General features: G+C 75.2%; 17 protein-coding genes. 12 read left to right on the top strand and 5 right to left on the bottom strand.

Annotation, left to right across the window (positions count from 1 at the left end):
• Positions 1–19 precede the first annotated feature (19 nt).
• On the bottom strand, positions 20–775 hold the full coding sequence (locus tag LY71_RS12345; protein WP_106277848.1) for an amino acid ABC transporter ATP-binding protein: 756 nt from the start codon (positions 773–775) through the stop codon (positions 20–22).
• Between the two features lie 112 nt (positions 776–887).
• On the opposite strand from LY71_RS12345, the gene miaB reads away from it, so the two are divergent.
• Complete coding sequence (gene miaB / locus LY71_RS12340) at positions 888–2,339, top strand: tRNA (N6-isopentenyl adenosine(37)-C2)-methylthiotransferase MiaB (protein WP_106277845.1); 1,452 nt, start codon at positions 888–890, stop codon at positions 2,337–2,339.
• A 62-nt stretch (positions 2,340–2,401) separates the two neighbouring features.
• Here the strand turns inward: miaB and LY71_RS12335 are convergent, their stop codons facing one another.
• Entirely contained in the window at positions 2,402–3,940 is a 1,539-nt protein-coding gene (locus LY71_RS12335; protein ID WP_106277843.1) for a DUF349 domain-containing protein, read from the bottom strand.
• 40 nt (positions 3,941–3,980) lie between these two features.
• On the opposite strand from LY71_RS12335, the gene LY71_RS12330 reads away from it, so the two are divergent.
• From LY71_RS12330 to dapF, 3 genes are read left to right on the top strand one after another with little or no spacing between them, the layout of a single operon-like run.
• Positions 3,981–4,676, top strand: a complete 696-nt coding sequence (locus tag LY71_RS12330) for a class III extradiol ring-cleavage dioxygenase family protein (RefSeq protein WP_106277841.1) — start codon at positions 3,981–3,983, stop codon at positions 4,674–4,676.
• Positions 4,673–5,593, top strand: a complete 921-nt coding sequence (gene miaA / locus LY71_RS12325; RefSeq protein WP_106277839.1) for a tRNA (adenosine(37)-N6)-dimethylallyltransferase MiaA — start codon at positions 4,673–4,675, stop codon at positions 5,591–5,593. Before LY71_RS12330 ends, miaA begins: the two co-directional genes overlap by 4 nt.
• Positions 5,590–6,489 (top strand): diaminopimelate epimerase, encoded by a 900-nt coding sequence (dapF, locus tag LY71_RS12320; RefSeq protein WP_106277836.1) that lies wholly within the window; start codon positions 5,590–5,592, stop codon positions 6,487–6,489. The genes miaA and dapF overlap by 4 nt, the downstream gene beginning before the upstream one ends.
• Here dapF and LY71_RS12315 read toward each other — a convergent pair.
• Positions 6,486–6,707: a hypothetical protein gene (locus LY71_RS12315; protein ID WP_106277834.1), complete on the bottom strand. Its 222-nt coding sequence runs from the start codon at positions 6,705–6,707 to the stop codon at positions 6,486–6,488. The genes dapF and LY71_RS12315 overlap by 4 nt on opposite strands.
• Before the next feature lie 164 nt (positions 6,708–6,871).
• Here LY71_RS12315 and hflX point away from each other — a divergent pair, with 164 nt between their 5' ends.
• The 3 genes from hflX to LY71_RS12300 all read left to right on the top strand — a co-directional run bounded on the left by hflX (position 6,872) and on the right by LY71_RS12300 (position 10,257).
• On the top strand, positions 6,872–8,344 hold the full coding sequence (gene hflX, locus LY71_RS12310) for a GTPase HflX (RefSeq protein ID WP_106277984.1): 1,473 nt from the start codon (positions 6,872–6,874) through the stop codon (positions 8,342–8,344).
• Between the two features lie 103 nt (positions 8,345–8,447).
• Positions 8,448–9,206: a phosphatase PAP2 family protein gene (locus LY71_RS12305; RefSeq protein WP_245887858.1), complete on the top strand. Its 759-nt coding sequence runs from the start codon at positions 8,448–8,450 to the stop codon at positions 9,204–9,206.
• Position 9,207: 1 nt separating this feature from the next.
• Complete coding sequence (locus LY71_RS12300) at positions 9,208–10,257, top strand: hypothetical protein (RefSeq protein ID WP_106277980.1); 1,050 nt, start codon at positions 9,208–9,210, stop codon at positions 10,255–10,257.
• A 37-nt stretch (positions 10,258–10,294) separates the two neighbouring features.
• Here LY71_RS12300 and lexA read toward each other — a convergent pair whose 3' ends face one another.
• Complete coding sequence (gene lexA, locus LY71_RS12295; RefSeq protein WP_106277832.1) at positions 10,295–11,080, bottom strand: transcriptional repressor LexA; 786 nt, start codon at positions 11,078–11,080, stop codon at positions 10,295–10,297.
• A 287-nt stretch (positions 11,081–11,367) separates the two neighbouring features.
• Here lexA and LY71_RS12290 point away from each other — a divergent pair, with 287 nt between their 5' ends.
• From LY71_RS12290 to LY71_RS12275, 4 genes are all read left to right on the top strand, one after another.
• A complete protein-coding gene (locus LY71_RS12290) occupies positions 11,368–11,979 on the top strand; it encodes a LysM peptidoglycan-binding domain-containing protein (RefSeq protein ID WP_106277830.1) in 612 nt (203 codons plus the stop codon).
• A gap of 157 nt (positions 11,980–12,136) precedes the next feature.
• On the top strand, positions 12,137–12,799 hold the full coding sequence (locus LY71_RS12285; protein ID WP_146146129.1) for a hypothetical protein: 663 nt from the start codon (positions 12,137–12,139) through the stop codon (positions 12,797–12,799).
• Positions 12,800–13,227: 428 nt separating this feature from the next.
• A complete protein-coding gene (gene nrdR, locus LY71_RS12280; protein ID WP_106277826.1) occupies positions 13,228–13,773 on the top strand; it encodes a transcriptional regulator NrdR in 546 nt (181 codons plus the stop codon).
• A 130-nt stretch (positions 13,774–13,903) separates the two neighbouring features.
• The gene (locus LY71_RS12275) at positions 13,904–16,765 is read left to right on the top strand and encodes a vitamin B12-dependent ribonucleotide reductase (RefSeq protein WP_106277824.1); all 2,862 of its coding nucleotides are present in this window, start codon (positions 13,904–13,906) and stop codon (positions 16,763–16,765) included.
• Positions 16,766–16,928: 163 nt separating this feature from the next.
• Here the strand turns inward: LY71_RS12275 and LY71_RS12270 are convergent, their stop codons facing one another.
• Positions 16,929–17,510, bottom strand: coding sequence for a TetR/AcrR family transcriptional regulator (locus tag LY71_RS12270; RefSeq protein WP_106277821.1), 582 nt, complete (start codon positions 17,508–17,510; stop codon positions 16,929–16,931).
• Positions 17,511–17,588: 78 nt separating this feature from the next.
• Here LY71_RS12270 and LY71_RS12265 point away from each other — a divergent pair, with 78 nt between their 5' ends.
• Positions 17,589–18,527 carry an alpha/beta fold hydrolase gene (locus tag LY71_RS12265; protein WP_106277819.1) on the top strand — a complete coding sequence of 313 codons (939 nt, stop codon included), beginning with the start codon at positions 17,589–17,591 and terminating at the stop codon, positions 18,525–18,527.
• The last annotated feature ends 150 nt before the right edge of the window (positions 18,528–18,677 follow it).

Here is an 18,677-nt window from a genome sequence, read left to right as displayed (position 1 = left end):
GGTGGGTCCTCCCGGGTGGTCAGTGGTTGAGGATCTTGGAGAGGAAGTCGCGCGCCCGGTCCGAGCGCGGGGCGGTGAAGAAGGTCTCCGGGTCGGCGGACTCGACGATCCGGCCGCCGTCCATGAACACGACCCGGTTGGCCGCCCGCCGGGCGAAGCCCATCTCGTGGGTGACCACGACCATCGTCATGCCCTCCCGGGCCAGCGACGTCATGACGTCGAGGACCTCGTTGATCATCTCCGGGTCCAGGGCCGAGGTCGGCTCGTCGAAGAGGATGACCTTGGGGTCCATCGCCAGCGCGCGGGCGATGGCCACGCGCTGCTGCTGGCCGCCGGAGAGCTGCGCGGGGTACTTGTCGGCCTGGTGGGCGACGCCGACCCGCTCGAGCAGCTCGCGGGCGCGCGCCTCGGCCTGCGCCTTGCCCTGCCGGCGCACCCGGGTCGGGGCCAGGGTGACGTTCTCGAGGATCGTCTTGTGCGCGAAGAGGTTGAAGCTCTGGAAGACCATCCCGACGTCGCTGCGCAGCCGCGCGAGCGCCTTGCCCTCCTCGGGGAGCTTCTCGCCGTCGATGCGGATCTCGCCCTGCTGGATGGACTCGAGCCGGTTGATCGTGCGGCAGAGCGTGGACTTGCCCGAGCCCGACGGGCCGATCACGACGACGACCTCGCCGCGGTCGATCGCGAGGTCGATGTCCTGGAGGACGTGCAGTTCACCGAACCACTTGTTGACGCCGGTCAGCTGGACGAGAGGTCCTCCGGCGAGCTGGCTGGTCACCCGGGGAACCCTAGAGCCGCCGGGGGACGGCGCGGTCCCGAGGTCATCACGATCCAGTAACGGGTCCGCTCACGCCGGGTGACCGGCGTCGCGCCGTACCCTCGCAGACGCCATGGGAACAGAGGTCGACAGCCCGCTGCGCACCTACCGCGTGCGCACCTACGGGTGCCAGATGAACGTGCACGACTCCGAGCGCCTGTCCGGCCTGCTCGAGGCCGCGGGCTACGCCGCCGCACCCGAGGGGGCCGACGCTGACGTCGTCGTCCTCAACACCTGCGCGGTGCGGGAGAACGCCGACAACCGGCTCTACGGCAACCTCGGCCACCTGCGGCCGGTCAAGGACGCCCACCCGGGCATGCAGATCGCCGTCGGCGGCTGCCTGGCGCAGAAGGACCGCGGCGAGATCGTGCGGCGCGCGCCGTGGGTCGACGTCGTCTTCGGCACGCACAACGTCGGCTCGCTGCCGGCCCTGCTCGAGCGCGCCCGGCACAACGCCGAGGCCCAGGTAGAGATCGCCGAGGCGCTCGAGGTGTTCCCGTCGACGCTGCCGGCGAAGCGGGACTCCGCCTACGCCGGGTGGGTGTCGATCAGCGTCGGCTGCAACAACACCTGCACGTTCTGCATCGTCCCGGCGCTGCGCGGCAAGGAGAAGGACCGCCGGCCCGGCGACGTCCTGGCCGAGGTGCGGGCGCTGGTCGACCAGGGCGTGCTCGAGGTGACGCTGCTCGGCCAGAACGTCAACGCCTACGGCGTGGACTTCCGCGACCGCGGCGCCTTCGCCGACCTGCTCCGCGCGACGGGTGCGATCGAGGGCCTGGAGCGGGTGCGGTTCACCAGCCCGCACCCGCGCGAGTTCACCGACGACGTCATCGAGGCGATGGCCGAGACGCCCGCCGTCTGCCACCAGCTGCACATGCCGCTGCAGAGCGGGTCCGACGACGTGCTGCGCCGGATGCGCCGCGGCTACCGGCAGGACCGCTACCTCGGGATCATCGACCGGGTGCGGGCCGCGATGCCCGACGCCGCCATCACCACCGACGTCATCGTCGGCTTCCCCGGCGAGACCGAGGCCGACTTCGAGCAGACCCTCGAGGTGGTCCGGCAGGCGCGCTTCGCCAGCGCGTTCACCTTCCAGTACTCCAAGCGCCCCGGGACGCCGGCCGCCGAGATGGACGGCCAGCTGCCCAAGGAGGTCGTGCAGGAGCGCTACCTGCGGCTGACCGCGCTGCAGGAGGAGATCAGCTGGTCGGAGAACCAGGCGCAGGTCGGGCGCACCGTCGAGCTGCTCGCCGCCGCGGGGGAGGGCAGCAAGGACGCCCGCACCGGGCGGATGAGCGGTCGCGCCCGCGACGGGCGGCTGGTGCACTTCGCCGGCGGGGCGGGCGTGCGCCCGGGTGACGTCGTCGAGACCGTCGTCACCGCGGCCGCGCCGCACCACCTGGTCGCCGACGGCCCGCTGCTGTCGCACCGCCGCACCCGCGCCGGCGACGCGCACGAGGCCGGCACCCGCCCGACGACGCCCGGGGTGCTGCTCGGCATGCCCCGCATCGGCGCCCCGGCCTGATCGAGGCTTAGGAAGCGATCCCCACGTCGGGGCCGCCCGGACGTGGGATCGCTTCCTATGCCTCAGCGGCGGGAGGCGGTCTTCTCGGCCTCGGCCAGCCACTCGCGGCGGGTAGCGAGGTTGGCGCGGGCCTCCTCGACGCGGCGGGCGTCGCCCGCGGCCTCGGCCTTGGCCAGCTGCTCCTCGGCCTTGGTCACCGCCGCGCGCATCGAGGTGACCATCGGGTTCTCCGGCGCGGTGCGCACCCGGCCGGCGTCGGAGGCGCCCCGGACCTTCTGCTCGACGGCCTGCATGCGGTCCTCGAGCGAGCGCATCGCGCCGCGCGGCACGTGGCCGATGGCGTCGTAGCGCTCCTGGATCCGGCGCAGCGCCGCCTGCGCGCCGCGGAGGTCGGTGGCCGGGTCGAGCTTCTCCGCCTCGGCCAGCAGCTCCTCCTTGGCCTGCTGGTTGGCCAGCTGCTCGCTGTTGCGGGCCTTGTCCGACTCGGCGCGGGCGCTGAAGAACACGTCCTGGGCGGCGCGGAACTGCTTCCACAGGTCGTCGTCGCCGTCGCGGCTGGTGCGGGGGACTGCCTTCCACCGGTCCATCAGCGTGCGCATCGCGGCGCTCGTCGGACCCCAGTCGGTCGACGCCGCCAGCCGCTGGGCCTCGGCGATGAGCTCCTGCTTGGCCGCCCGGGCCTCGCCGCGCTGGGCGTCGAGCGCCGCGAAGTGGGCGCCCCGGCGGCGGCCGAAGGCGTCCCGGGCCGCGGCGAACCGCGACCACAGCGCCTCGTCGGTCTTGCGGTCGATCCCGCGGATCGTCTTCCACTCCTCGACGATCGCCTTGAGCCGGTCGCCGGCGGCCTTCCACGACGTCGACTCCGCGGCGATCTGCTCGGCCTCGGCGGCTAGGGCCTCCTTGCGGGCGACCTGCGCGGCGCGGGCGGCGGCCTTCTCGGCGCGCGACTCGGCGGCGGCGGAGTCGGCGGTGCCCACCATGGCGCGGGCGCGCGCGGCCAGCCCGTCGAGGTCGCCGACGGCGGTCGCGGTGGGGATGGTGTCGGCCAGCGCCTGTGCCTTGGCCTTGATCTCGTTCGGGTTGCCGGTGTGCGCCCTCAGCCGGGCCTCGAGCAGCGAGACCTCGGTGGCCAGGTCGTCGTAGCGGCGGGCGAAGTGGGCCAGCCCCGCGGCGGGCTCGCCGGCCTGCCACGAGCCGACCGCGCGCTCACCGTCGGCGGTGCGCACGTAGACGGTGCCGTCCTCGTCGACCCGGCCCCACCGCGTGGGGTCCGACGCCGCCTCGGCGGCCGGCGCGGGAGGCGCCGCGGCGGGCGTGCTCACCTCCGGGGTGCCGGCCTCCGGGGTGCCGGCCTCCGGGGTGCCGGCCTCCGGGGTGCCGGCCTCCGGGGTGCCGGCCTCGGGGGTGCCGGCCTCCGGGGCGCCGGCCTCGGCGACGACGGTCTCCGGTGCGCTCGCGGCCGCCGTCGGGTCGGCCAGCTCCGCGTCCGCGGGGGTGGGCGCGGCGGGCGTCCCGGCCTCCGGGGTGACCGCGTCGGGACCGGCCGTCTCGGGCGGGGGGACCTGCTGCGACCCGTCTCCGGGGTTCTCCGTGCTCGACACGCACCGCAGTCTCCCACGCCGCGTCGGAGACACTGCTGCGGTGAGCAGCCTGCCCGCCGGACCGGTCGCGGTCGCCTTCTGCCCGTGCCCGCCGCTGCTGCTGCCCGCGGTCGCCGGCCGGGCCGCCGAGGACACCGCCGCGCTGCGCGCCGCCTGCGCCACCGCGGTCGGGACGCTGCTCGCCGCCGGAGCGGACACGGTCGTGGTCGTCGGGCCGGACGCGGAGGGCCACCACGGCCCCGGGGACGTCGGCGACCTGCGCGGCTTCGGCGTCGACCTCGAGGTGCCGCTGTCGGGCCCGGTGCGCCCCGGCGGACGGCGACTGCCGCTCTCGCTGACCGTCGGCGCGGCGCTGCTCGACGCCGCCGGGCACACCGGGCCGCGCGTCGGCGCGGCGCCCGGGGAGCTGGCCGGCGCCGTCGATGAGGTGTCCGGGCCGGTGGCGGTGCTGGCGATGGGCGACGGGTCGGCGCGCCGCAGCCTCAAGGCACCGGGCTACCTCGACGAGGCGGCCGCGCCCTTCGACGCCGCCGTCGCCGCCGCGCTGGCCGCCGGCGACGCGGCCGCCCTCGCCGTGCTGGACCCGGCCGAGGGCGCGCGGCTGCTGGCGGCCGGCGTCCCCGTGTGGCGCGCGGTCGGCGCGCTCCTCCGCGGCCGCGAGGTCACCGCGGAGCTGCTGGCCGACGAGGCGCCCTACGGCGTCGGCTACCTGGTCGCCGCCTGGACGACGCGGTGAGGGCACCGCCCGTCGTCGCCGTCGTCGGGCCCACGGCGACCGGCAAGACGGCGCTGGCGGTGCAGCTGGCCCGGCGGCTGGGCGGCGAGGTGGTCAACGCCGACTCGATGCAGCTCTACCGCGGCATGGACATCGGCACCGCCAAGCCCGACGCCGGCGAGCGGCAGGGGGTGCCCCACCACCTGCTCGACGTCTGGCACGTGCGCCAGCCCGCCTCGGTGGTCGAGTACGCGCGGCTGGCGCGCGCCGAGGTCGACCGGCTGCGCGCGGCCGGGACCGTGCCGCTGCTGGTGGGCGGGTCGGGGCTCTACGTGCGCGCCGTCCTCGACGACCTCGACTTCCCCGGCACCGACCCCGCCGTCCGTGCGCGGCTGGGGACCGAGCTGGCCGATGCCGGGCCGGCTGCCCTGCACGCCCGCCTCGCGGCGGTCGACCCGGAGGCCGCGGCCGCCGTCCTGCCCTCGAACGGACGGCGGATCGTGCGCGCCCTCGAGGTCGTCGAGCTCACCGGCCGGCCGTTCCGCGCGACGCTGCCCGAGCCGCGGCCGCACTACCCGGCGGTCGTCGTCGGCCTGGACCGCGAGCCCGCCGAGCTCGACGCGCGGGTCGCCGAGCGGGTGGACCGGATGTGGGCCGCCGGCCTCGTCGCCGAGGTCGAGGCGCTGGCCGCCGACGGCCTGCGCGAGGGGCCCACCGCCGCGCGGGCGCTCGGCTACGCGCAGGTGCTCGCCCAGCTCGACGGCGCGCTGACCGCCGACGAGGCGCGCGAGCGGACCGTCACCACCACCCGACGGTTCGTCCGCCGCCAGCGCTCGTGGTTCCGCCGTGACCCGGCGACGACGTGGTTCGACGCCGCCCGCCCCGACCTGGCCGACGCGGTCGGCGGGCTGCTCGCCGGCCGTACGATCGGGCGGTGAGCGACCGGTTCCTCCTCGGGCACGGCACCGAGAACGACTTCGTCGTCCTGCCCGACCCCGACGGGGACCGCTGGCCCGAGGACCGCCTCGACGCCGCCCTGGTGCAGCGGCTGTGCGAGCGCCGCTCCGGCCTCGGCGGCGACGGCGTCCTGCGGGTGGTGCGCAGCGCGCACGTGCCCGACGCCCCCGCCGTCCTGGGGGAGGACCTCGGGCGTTGCGAGTGGTTCATGGACCACCGCAACGCCGACGGCTCGCACGCCGAGATGTGCGGCAACGGGATCCGGCTGTTCCTGCACGTGCTGGTCACCGAGGGGCTGCTCGACCGGGCCGCGTGCGCCGACGGCGTCCTGGTGGGCACCCGCGGCGGACCGCGCCGGGTGGGCGCCGGCGCCGACGGCACCTACTGGGTGGACATGGGTCCGGCCCGGCCGTTCGGCCGCGGCGAGGCCACCGTGTCCGGGCAGGCCCTCGGCGGGCAGGCGGTGTCGATGGGCAACCCGCACCTGGTCTGCCTCACCGACGCCGACAGCGGCATCGACCTCGACGCCCTCGACCTGACCCGACAGCCCGGCTTCGACGCGGGCCTGTTCCCCGAGGGCGTCAACGTCGAGTTCGTGCGGGTGCTCGCCCGGCCGGCCGAGGGCGCCGACGCGCACGTGCGGCTGCGGGTGCACGAGCGCGGGGTGGGGGAGACCCGCTCCTGCGGCACCGGGGCCTGCGCCACCGCCTACGCCGCGCTGGCCGCCGGGTCCGACGCCCCCCAGCGCGGCACCGTCGTCGTCGACGTCCCCGGCGGGCGGCTGACGGTCGACGTCTCCCCGGAGACGACGGTGCTGCACGGCCCGGCCGTCGTGGTCGCGACCGGCGAGCTCAGCGCGGAGTGGCTCCGCTCCTAGGGCGTGTCCGGGGTGTCGGCGCGGGTCTCGGGCTCGTCGGTCGGCGCCTCGGGTTTGTCGCCGGGACCCACGTTGCCGGTGCCGCGGGGCGCGCCGGCCCCCGTGTCCTGGTCGGCGCCACCGAAGGGGTTGCGCGGCACCCCGAGGCCCACCGGGTCACGGCCCGGGTCGTCGAGCTCCTCGCCCGCCCCCGCCGCGCTGCTGCCCGTCTCGCTCATCTCGAGCCTCCTCGTGTGTCGGGTCCTGCCACGGCCCTACCCGGGCCGGACCCGGCCACGCGTACCGGGATGGTTCCGCGGGCGCGCGGCGTTGCACCCGGCGTATGACGACTGCACAGGTAACTGAGGTGACCCGCGGCGACGCGCGTGTCACGCTGGAGACGATGACGACCGCACAGAACCGCGCCGTGCTCGCCGACGCCCAGGAGCGCGCCGAGCGCGCGGAGGGCACCCGCCCGGCCCCCGCCGACCAGTGGGACGACGACACGACCGGCTCCTACGACCTCGAGGCCCGTGGCGCCCTGCGCCGGGTCGCCGGGCTGTCCACCGAGCTCGCCGACATCAGCGAGGTCGAGTACCGCCAGCTGCGCCTCGAGCGGGTCGTGCTGGTCGGGGTGTGGACCGAGGGCACCCAGGCCGACGCCGACCGCTCGCTGGCCGAGCTGGCCGCGCTCGCCGAGACGGCGGGCTCGGAGGTGCTCGAGGCGGTCAGCCAGCGCCGGGACAAGCCCGACGCCGGCACCTACGTGGGCTCGGGCAAGGCCACCGAGATCCGCTCGATCGTGGCCGCCACCGGCGCCGACACCGTCATCTGCGACGGCGAGCTGACCCCCGGCCAGCTCAACGCGCTGGAGAAGATCCTCAAGGTCAAGGTGGTCGACCGGACCGCGCTGATCCTCGACATCTTCGCCCAGCACGCCACCAGCCGGGAGGGCAAGGCCCAGGTCGAGCTGGCGCAGATGCAGTACATGCTGCCGCGGCTGCGCGGCTGGGGTGAGTCGCTGTCCCGGCAGGCCGGTGGCCGCGTCGCCGGCGGTGGCGGCATCGGCACCCGCGGTCCCGGTGAGACCAAGATCGAGACCGACCGGCGGCGGATCCGGTCGCGGGTGAGCAAGCTGCGCCGCGAGATCGCCGGCATGGCCACCGCCCGCGCCACCCAGCGCTCCGCGCGCGACCGCAACGCCGTCCCGAGCGTGGCGATCGCCGGCTACACCAACGCCGGCAAGTCCAGCCTGCTCAACCGGCTCACCGGCGCGGGCGTGCTGGTGGAGAACGCGCTGTTCGCCACCCTCGACCCCACGGTGCGCCGCGCCCAGTCGCCCGACGGCCGCGAGTACACGCTCACCGACACCGTCGGCTTCGTGCGGCACCTGCCCCACCAGCTGGTCGACGCCTTCCGGTCCACGCTGGAGGAGGTGGCCGGCGCCGACCTGCTGCTGCACGTCGTCGACGGCTCCGACCCCGACCCGCTGGGCCAGATCGACGCGGTGCACGTCGTCCTCCGGGAGATCGACGCCGCCGCGGTGCCCGAGCTGATCGTCGTCAACAAGGTCGACGCCATGACCGAGGACGACGTGCTGACCCTGCGCCGCGCCCTGCCCGGCGCGGTGTGGGTCTCGGCCCGCACCGGCGAGGGCATCGAGCAGCTGCGCGAGGTCCTCGCGGCCCGGCTGCCGCACCCGGACGTCGAGGTCGAGGTGCTCGTGCCCTACGACCGCGGCGACCTGGTGGCCCGCGTCCACCGCGACGGCGAGGTGCTCAGCGAGCTGCACGAGGCGGCCGGCACCCGGCTGACCGCCCGCGTGGACGGCGGTCTGGCCGCCGCTCTCGAGGGGTTCGCCGCGCCGGTCGCCTGACCTCACCGGCCGGGCCGCCCGGACACCCGATCGGGTGTCCGGGCGGCTCGCCGTGGACCCGCGGGAGGTCACGGGCCGGTCACGGCCCCGGTACCGTGAGCGGGTGACCAGCGGCGTGGTGCGACGCCAGGCCGACGCGTCGGCCGGGGACGAGCCCGGCGACGCCACGGCCGTGCCGGCGCGCCCGGTGTCGTCCGGTCGCCCGCCGTGGTGGCTGCTGCTCGGTGCCCTGGTGGTCACCGTGGCCGTCACCGTCGACCTGCTCAGCCGCGGCTACCTGGAGCGGCTGGACCTGCAGGTGTCGGAGGTGGTCAGCTCCTGGGACCTGCGCGACTCCCCGGCCTACTGGCCGGTGTGGGCGGTCACCCAGATCGGCGGCCGCGGCACCATCGTGGTCGTGCTGGCCGTCCTGGTCGGCTGGCTGTGCGTGCGGCGGCGGACGCTCCTGCCCCTGGTGCGGGTGCTCACCGCCCTGGCGCTGCTGACCGTGGTGGTCTACGCGTTCAAGTTCGGCACCGGCCGCACCGCCCCGGCCTATCCCGGGTCGTTCTTCCACCGCGACGGGGCCTCCTACCCCTCCGGTCACGTGGCCAACGCGGTGCTCATGTGGGGCGTGGCCCGCTGGCAGGCGGTCGAGTACCGGCTCGCGCCGCAGGTGCAGCGCGCGCTGTGGTGGCTCAGCGTCGCGGGCCCGGTCGTCACCGGGATCGCCATGGTGTCGCTGGACTTCCACTGGGTCACCGACGCGGTGGTCGGCGCCGCGGTGGGTCTGCTCCTGCTGGGCGTGGTCCACGCACTCGACGCGGTCCTGCTGTCACGCTGGGCGAGTGCCCGCGCCGGCCGTCCGACCGCCCCGTCCTGACGTGCGCCGTCGGGCCGCAGGCGCCGGTGCGGCCCTCCTGCTCGGGCTGGGGCCGGCCGTCCTCCCGGCGCCGGCCGCCGCCGAGGAGCCGGCCGCGCCGGTGACCCGGTGCACGGTCACCGACCCGCGGCTGGCCGAGCTGTCCGGGCTGGTCGACGTCGGCGACCGCCTGCTGGCGGTGGTCGACGGCGGGGACCAGGTGGTCCTGCACGTGCTCGACGACGCGTGCGCGGTCGTCGACGTGACCACCGCCCCGCTGGACCCCTACGACCCCGAGGACCTGGCCGTCGGCGCGGACGGCACCGTCTGGCTGGCCGACACCGGGGACAACAACGCCACCCGCGCCACCGTCGCGCTGGTCGCGGTGCGCCCGGACGGGTCGACGTCGCTGTACCGGCTCACCTACCCCGACGGGGCGCACGACGCCGAGGCGCTGCTGCTCGCTCCCGACGGCACGCCCCACCTGGTCACCAAGGAGGTGCTCGGCGCCAGTCACGTCTACCGCCCGGCCGCGCCCCTGGTCGACGGCGGCACGGTCGCCCTGGTCGACGTCGGCACCGTGACGTTCACCCTCACCGGCACGCCGGGCGGTCCGGTCGGTCGCGCCGGGCAGCTGCTGGTGACCGGCGGCGCGGTGGCCCGCGACGGCAGCCGCCTCGCACTGCGCACCTACACCGACGCCTACGTCTGGGACCTCGCCGGTGCCGACGTGCCCGGCGCGCTGGCCGGCGAGCCGGTGCGGATCGCGCTGCCCGCGGCGCCGCAGGGGGAGGCGGTCAGCTTCACCGCCGACGGCAGTGCCCTGCTCGTGGCCGGCGAGGGCGTGCCGGGCGACGTCACGCAGGTGCCGATCCCGGCGGCGACGCCGGCGTCGCCGCCCGCGCCCGCGGGCGCGACCGAGCCGTCGCTGTCCGCGCTGCTCGACGACGACGGCGGTGTCGGCCTGTCCGCGGTCACCACCGCACTCGTGGCGGCCGGCGTGGCGACCCTGCTGGTCGTCGTCGGCGGCCGGGTGCGCCGCCGCCGCGCCCCGGGGGCACCGGGAGCCTGACCGGGGCGGCGGTCGGCCGCCGCCCCGGGTCGCCGGGTCAGACCCGCCGCAGCACGGTGACGACGCGGCCGAGGACGGTCGCCTCGTCGCCGGGGATCGGCTCGTAGGCCGGGTTGTGCGGTAGCAGCCAGACGTGGCCGTCGCGGCGCTTGTAGGTCTTCACCGTGGCCTCGCCGTCGAGCATCGCCGCGACGATCTCGCCGTTCTCGGCGGTCGGCTGCTGGCGGACGACCACCCAGTCGCCGTCGCAGATCGCCGCGTCGACCATCGAGTCACCGGCGACGCGCAGCATGAACAGCGTGCCGTCGCCGACCAGCTCGCGGGGGAGCGGGAAGACGTCCTCGACGGCCTGCTCGGCGAGCACCGGGCCACCGGCGGCGATCCGGCCGACGAGCGGCACGTAGGTGGGCGCACCGGCCGCGGCCTCGGCCGCGGGGGCGGTGGTCTCGGCCGTCGTCTCCCCGGGGAGCCGGACGTCGAGGGCGCGCGGGCGGTTGGGGTCGCGCCGCAGCCAGCCCTTCTTCTGCAGCACCGACAGCTGGTGGGCCACCGACGACGCGGAGGACAGGCCGACGGCCTCGCCGATCTCGCGGACCGAGGGCGGGTAGCCGCGCCGCTCGATCGAGTCGCGGATGACCTCGAGGACCCGGCGCTGCCGCTGGGTCAGGCCGTCGCCGTTCTCCGTGCGGTCGGGGAACGTGCGCACCGCCCCCGTCCCGTCGCCCGGCCCGGCCGCGTCCGTGACCGCCCCGGCCTTCGGGGTGCGCCGGGTCGCCGTCCCGCCGGTCCGCGTGCGCCGGCCGGTGCCGCTGGTGCCCGCCACGTCTCCTCCTCGCCGGCTGTGCCCTCACAGCCCTCGTGTCCGCCCGGTGCCGGGCCGGAGCCGGTCCCGTCCGGAACCGCGGCCGCGGTCCCGCCGGGCCCGCAGGCGACGGCGGGCGGGTGCTGGTCGGACCGTAGCGCCTCGGCGCCGCGACTTCAAACGTGTGTTCGAAACCGCCGGGAGGTGTCGGGTCGACCGCGTCGGACGGATGCGGTAGACATCGCACAGACGTTCGATCGAACGCGTGTTCGACGTCGGGGCCGTGTGAGCGACGAGGAGGACTGGTCATGGGCAGCGTGCGACAGGCCGTGCTGGAGTTCGACGCGGCGGTCCAGGTCCCGTGGCGGCCGCTGCTGGGGTCCGGGGACGGTGCCCGACGGCCGGCCCGCCCGACCGGCCGGGCAGCCCTGCCGGGCTCGGGTCCACGGGTTCCCGGGCACCTGCGGCCGGTCCCCGACCGCCCCGCCGCCGCGCCGGCCCGCACGGCCGGGCCCCCGGCCGAGGCCCCCCGGGCCCGCCGCGACCCGGCCCGCCCGGGTGGCCGCCCGCCGCGCGCCCGGGCCGCGGCCGGTGCCGTGCGCGGCGGGCGTGCGGCCGCACCCGCCCCGGCGCGGCTCCGGCTGACCCGCCGGGGCCGGCGGCTGGTCCTCGCGCTCGCCCTGGGCGGCGCCCTGGTCCTCGGGTCGGTGGTCGCCCCCTGGGTCACCGGCGGGGAGGCCGGGCTGCGCCTGGCGGGCGAGAGCAGCGTCGTGGTGCGTCCGGGCGACACGGTCTGGTCGATCGCGGGCGAGGTCGCCGGCGGCGAGCAGGACGTGCGCGTGGTGGTCGACGCCATCGAGGAGCTGAACGACCTCGAGGGCGCCGGTGTGGTGCCCGGCCAGGTCCTCCGGCTGCCGTGACCGGCCCGCACCCCGGCCGGCGACCCGTGCCCGGCGGGCAGCGACCCGGCACGCGGCGGCCCGGCAGACATGGACGAGGTCACGGCGCCGAGTTCGTCAACCCTCCGCGCGGGGTCGTTCCCGGGTCCGCGCCGGTCGGGCACCTACGGTCGAACGCGTGTCAGCAGCCGTGAACAGCGCAGCCTCGGTCGTCTTCCGCGCCCCGCAGGACGTCGAGGTCCTCCTCGACGGCGCCTGGGTGCCCGGCGGCATGCTGGGCTGGCGGCACGACGACGCCGGGGGCTGCCAGGCGCTCGTCCGCGCGCGCGACGAGCGGCCCGGTCCGCTGCCCGCCGCCGACGGCGAGGGCCGCTGGATCGACCTCGCCGCCGTCCGGCTGCCCGAGCGCCACCTCGCGCTCGCCGGCGCGGCCCCCGGCGCGTCGGCCACGGGAGCCGTGGCGGTGCCGGCGTCCGGGCCGGCCCCCGCGCCGACGGTGGCCATGACCGCCGTGCAGCCGGGCGGCCGGACCCGGCGCGCCGGTCGCCGCCACGGGGGCGACGTCACCGCCGAGCAGCCCGCCGCCGGCTCGGTCACCGCGGGTCGGCACCGCGCCCCCGCGGACACCGGCCGGCACCGCGCGCTGACCGTCGAGATGCCCGCCCTGACCGCCGCGTCGGCCCCGGTCGCCGACGCGGCCGCCGCCCCGGCCGCTGTCCCGGCCGCCGTCCCGACCGGTGTTCCGCCCGTGGAGCCCGACATGGTCACCCGCCGGATCCGCCTCGACGACCTCGGGTCGCACCCACGCGGCGGGCGTCCCGCCGTCCGCCCCACGCGGTAGGCGGCTCCCGCACGTTCCCCGGCCCGGGCGGCCGCGGCCGGAGACGGCCCGCCGCCCGGGCCGGCGTGCGTCCGGGGGAGGAGGGCGTACACCGCCTAGCGATGGCGTGCGCGCCGACACGCGCGGTCCCCCGGCGTGTCGTGTGACGGGTGGGGGATCTGCTCGCCCCTGGTCACCACTGGGTCACGAGCACGTCTCGGCGGAAGAGACACGCCCGCTGTCGACTTGCAGATCTTGTGTTGCGCGACCTAGGGTCCCCCTACATCTAGTAGTTGCACAGCCGGAAGTCGTCCACAGGCCGTCCTCAGGACCTCCCGAGGACATCCACCGGATGTCCCCAGGGAAGTCCACACGTCGACGTCGAGCGAGCTCCCCGCGAGCCCCGTCCGGCCGCCGACGCCACCGTCCGCGGAGGGAGGTGATCCGCAGTGCGCTGCCCGTTCTGCCACAACCCCGACAGCCGGGTGATCGACTCGCGTGAGGCCGACGAGGGGGCCACCACCCGCCGCCGTCGCTCGTGCCCGGCCTGCGGCCGTCGCTTCACGACCGTGGAGGAGGCGGTGCTCGCCGTGGTCAAGCGCAGCGGCGTCAGCGAGCCGTTCAACCGGTCGAAGGTCGTCGCCGGCGTCCGCCGCGCCTGCCAGGGCCGGCCGGTCGACGAGGACCAGTTGCAGCAGCTCGCCCAGCAGGTGGAGGACGCCATCCGCGCCAGCGGTGTGGCCGAGGTGCCCAGCAACGAGGTGGGCCTGGCCATCCTCCAGCCGCTGCGGGAGCTCGACGAGGTGGCCTACCTCCGCTTCGCCAGCGTCTACCGCGCCTTCAGCTCGGTGGAGGACTTCGAGAAGGAGATCACCGAGCTGCGCATGCGCCACCACCGCGGTGGCACCCCGCCGCTGCCCGGGCTGCAGATCGAGCCCCCGGCGCCCCGCCGCCGGGGGAGCGCCCGCAGCCCGTCGGCCGCCCGCGACGGCTGACCGCCGCACCCCAGCCCCGGCCGGCAGCGCCGCCGGCCCGCCCCGCACCACCGGAAACCGTCAGCACCACCCGCTAGACAGAGTGCGGCTCTCTTCCCCAGCCGCCTCACCACTCACCGAGGGAGAGCTCGTGACCGAGATCGAGGACCGCTTGTCAGGCCGCACGCGTCGGGCCGCCAAGGCGCCGACCAGGGGGAAGGGCCTGAAGGTCAAGCGGGTCTACACCACCGCCGGGGTGCACCCCTACGACGAGGTGACCTGGGAGCGACGCGACGTCGTCATGACCAACTGGCGCGACGGCTCGGTCAACTTCGAGCAGCGCGGCGTGGAGTTCCCCGCCGAGTGGAGCATCAACGCCACCAACATCGTCACCACGAAGTACTTCCGCGGCGCCGTCGGCACCCCGCAGCGCGAGAGCAGCCTGCGCCAGCTGATCGACCGGGTGGTGCTCACCTACGGCGCCGCCGGCCGCGAGCACGGCTACTTCGCCAGCGAGGGCGATGCCGAGATCTTCGAGCACGAGCTGACCTGGATGCTGCTGCACCAGGTGTTCAGCTTCAACAGCCCCGTGTGGTTCAACGTCGGCACCAGCGCCCCGCAGCAGGTCAGCGCCTGCTTCATCCTCGCCGTCGACGACACGATGGACTCGATCCTCAACTGGTACCGGGAGGAGGGGCTGATCTTCAAGGGCGGCTCGGGCGCCGGCCTGAACCTCTCCCGGATCCGCTCGTCCAAGGAGCTGCTGTCCTCCGGCGGCACCGCCTCGGGCCCGGTCAGCTTCATGCGCGGTGCCGATGCCTCCGCCGGGACCATCAAGTCCGGCGGGGCCACCCGGCGCGCGGCCAAGATGGTCGTCCTCGACATCGACCACCCCGACATCGAGGAGTTCATCGAGACCAAGGCGCGCGAGGAGGACAAGATCCGCGCGCTGCGCGACGCCGGGTACGACATGGACCTCGGCGGCAAGGACATCACCAGCGTCCAGTACCAGAACGCCAACAACTCCGTCCGCGTCTCCGACGAGTTCATGCGCGCGGTGGAGGACGGCACCGACTTCGGCCTGCGCGCCCGCCTCGACGGCTCGGTCATCGAGACCGTCGACGCCAAGGACCTGTTCCGCAAGGTCACCCAGGCCGCGTGGGAGTGCGCCGACCCCGGCATCCAGTACGACGACACGATCAACGACTGGCACACCAACCCCGAGACCGGCCGGATCAACGCGTCCAACCCGTGCTCTGAGTACATGAGCCTGGACAACAGCTCGTGCAACCTGGCGTCGCTGAACCTCATGAAGTTCCTCAAGGCCGACGGCACGTTCGACGCCCGGACCTTCACCAGGGCCGTCGAGCTGGTCATCACCGCGATGGACATCTCGATCTGCTTCGCCGACTTCCCGACCGACCCGATCGGGGACACCACCCGCGCCTACCGGCAGCTGGGCATCGGCTACGCCAACCTCGGCGCGCTGCTCATGGCGACCGGCCACGCGTACGACTCGCGCGGTGGCCAGACGCTGGCCGCGGCGATCACCTCGCTGATGACCGGCACCGCCTACCGCCGCTCGGCCGAGCTGGCCGGCATCGTCGGCGCCTACGAGGGCTTCGCCCGCAACGCCGACGCCCACGCGCGGGTCATGCGCAAGCACGCCGCGGCCAACGACGCCATCCGCCCGGTCGGTGCCGACGACGCCGACGTGCTCAAGGCCGCCACCGCCCAGTGGCAGGAGTGCCTGGAGATCGGCGCCGACCACGGTTGGCGGAACGCGCAGGCCTCGGTGCTGGCCCCCACCGGGACCATCGGCTTCATGATGGACTGCGACACGACCGGCATCGAGCCGGACTTCTCGCTGGTCAAGTACAAGAAGCTGGTCGGCGGCGGGTCCATGCAGATCGTCAACCAGACGGTCCCGCGGGCGCTGAAGAGCCTCGGCTACCAGGACGAGCAGGTCGAGGCGATCGTCGAGTACATCGCCGAGCACGGCCACGTCGTCGACGCGCCGAGCCTGCGCCCGGAGCACTACGAGGTGTTCGACTGCGCCATGGGCGAGCGGGCCATCTCCCCGATGGGCCACGTCCGGATGATGGCCGCGGTGCAGCCGTTCATCTCCGGCGCCATCAGCAAGACGGTCAACATGCCGGAGACGGCGACCGTCGAGGACGTCGAGAACATCTACTTCCAGGGCTGGAAGCTCGGCCTCAAGGCACTGGCGATCTACCGCGACAACTGCAAGGTCGGCCAGCCGCTGTCCGACGCCAAGGCGAAGAAGGCCGAGACCAAGGTCGAGGTCGAGGCGGCGCCGGTCGCCACCACGTCGCACCCGGTGCGCCGCCGGCTGCCGAAGAAGCGGCAGAGCATGACGACGTCGTTCAGCGTCGCCGGCGCCGAGGGCTACATGACCGCCGGGATGTACGAGGACGGCAGCCTCGGCGAGGTGTTCCTCAAGCTGGGCAAGCAGGGCTCGACCCTGGCCGGTGTCATGGACGCCTTCTCGATCGGCATCTCGATCGCGCTGCAGCACGGTGTGCCGCTGGAGACCTACATCCAGAAGTTCACCAACATGCGCTTCGAGCCGGCCGGCATGACCGACGACCCCGACATCCGGATCGCCCAGTCGGTGATGGACTACATCTTCCGGCGCCTGGCCCTCGACCACCTGCCCGTGGACACGCGGGCCACCCTCGGCATCTTCAGCGCCGAGGAGCGCGCCGCCCAGGTGGCCGGGAGCTACGGCTCGGCCTCCACGGCGGACGTCGTCGAGGAGGAGGAGGTCGACGTCGAGGCGCTGCGCAGCTCGGTGCCGACCGAGGGCCCGGCCAAGCCGGAGGTCGCCGACAAGCCGGTCAAGGAGGCCCACTCCTCGGCCGAGCTCCTCGAGCTGGTCACCGGGACCGCCACCGACGCGCCGCTGTGCATGACCTGCGGCACGAAGATGCGCCCGGCCGGCAGCTGCTACGTCTGCGAGGGCTGCGGCTCCACCAGCGGCTGCTCCTGAGGTGATCGGCCAGGAGCCTGTGCTGCTGACCTGGACAGCGATGTCCTGGCCCTGGCCAGCAGGACACTCCTGACCATCGAGATCGTCACCGGCCCGGTTCTCCTCAGGGGGACCGGGCCGGTGACGGCCGAGGAGCCGTTCACCTGTCCCGACCTCGCGTCGATCACTCGGTCGTCGTCGGCGCTGCGCCCGGAGACTGCGCCAGGGCGCGCACTGCGCGTTCGACGGCGGGGCGCATGTCGAGCCCGGGGTCGACGGTGAGCCGGTGCAGCAGCAGACCGTCGGCGAGGGCCATGAGGACCCTGGTGGCGGGCGTGGGGTCGGCCACACCGACGGCGGTCACGATCCCCTCGGTCCACCGCTCGAACAGCCGGCGCTGCCGCCGCAGCGGCTCGCCGAGCTCAGGGTCGTCGGCGAGCTCGAGGAACAGCGCGTAGCGGGCGCGGGTGCGCGCGGCGAACCTCCCGGACTGCAGGTCCGTCATGGCGCACAGGCCCTCGACGAGCTCTTCGACGTTCGAGACCGTCGGCAGCGCGCCCGGGTCGAAGTCGGCGCGCTCTCGCTCCGCTATCCAGTCGACGATGCCGCTGAGCAACGCCCGGCGGGTGCGGAACCAGTTCGACGTCGATCCGGGCGGGAGGCCCGCGCGGGTGTCGACACGAGCATGGGTGAGTGCGCGCACGCCCTGCGCGCCCAGCAGCTCCACGGCCGCCTCGAGCGCGCGCTCTCGGGTGGCCGCGGGCATGGACGTCTCCTCTCCGGAGGTCCACCATGGACCTGCCTACTACGAACGTAGTGTCCTCCGTGCGAAGGGGAGGTCGGCATGGACGTGTCCGGGCCCCGCGCCATCCGTCCCGTCGACCTGTCGGCGTGGTCTCCGCCGCTGCCAGAGGCCCCCGGCTTCGAGCACCACGTCGTCGGGACACCCGGCCTGCGCACGCACCTCGCCGCCATCGGCGAGGGCGACCCGGTCGTGCTGCTGCACGGGTTCCCCCAGCACTGGTGGCAGTGGCGTGCCGTGGCCCCGGCCATCGCCGCACGCGGTCACCGCGTCCTCTGCCCCGACCTGCGCGGGGCCGGTTGGACCGTGGCCGACGATCCCCGTGTCGGACGCGAAACCCGTCTCGGCGACCTGCTCGCCCTCCTCGACGTCCTCCAGGTCGAGCGCGTCCACCTCGTCTCGCACGACCTGGGCGCGATCACCGCGATGCAGCTCAGCTACGACCACCCGGAGCGGGTGCGGACGGCGGTGCAGCTCTCCGTGCCGCCCGGCTTCATGACGATGAACCCGAGGGTCGCACCGGGCTTCCGGCACCTCCCCTCCTTCATCTGGCACCGCCCGGGCGCCTCCCTGGCCGGCATCTTCTCCACGAGGTACGTCGCCCAGCCGATGGCAGCGACGACCGTCGAGGCCCACCTCGCCCCGATGCGCCGTCCCGACGTCGACGCCGCCGTCCGCACGCTCACCCGTGGCATCGCCGTGCCCGAGGGCATGCGCATGGCTCGCGGTGTCTACCGGCGCCGCCGGCTCACGGTGCCCACCCTCTTCGTCTTCGGCCGCCGCGACCGCTACTGGAACGAAGCGATCATCGGACGCGTCTGCCGCCATCCGGAGCGGTACGCCGACCGCGCCGAGTTCGCCTACGTCGAGGACGCGGCGCACTTCGTCACCGACGACGCGCCTGCCGCCGTCGCCGACCTCGCGCTCGACTGGTTCCGACGAGCAGCTGGCGCAGGGGCGTCCCCGACGCCGGCGCCCTGAGCGCATCCGGCCGGCGCGCGGCTGCACACTGCCGGTTGGCACTGCCGGCGACCACGGCGTCTTCCCCTGCGCTGCCGAGAGCACCACCGTGCTGTCGCCGCACGTGGAGGAAGCGGCGACCGACGACCCCGGCCCGGTCGCCAGTGCGGT

The organism is Geodermatophilus tzadiensis (assembly GCF_003002915.1).
Classification (GTDB): Bacteria; Actinomycetota; Actinomycetes; order Mycobacteriales; family Geodermatophilaceae; genus Geodermatophilus; species Geodermatophilus tzadiensis.
This window is presented reverse-complemented; position numbering and strand designations above follow the sequence as displayed.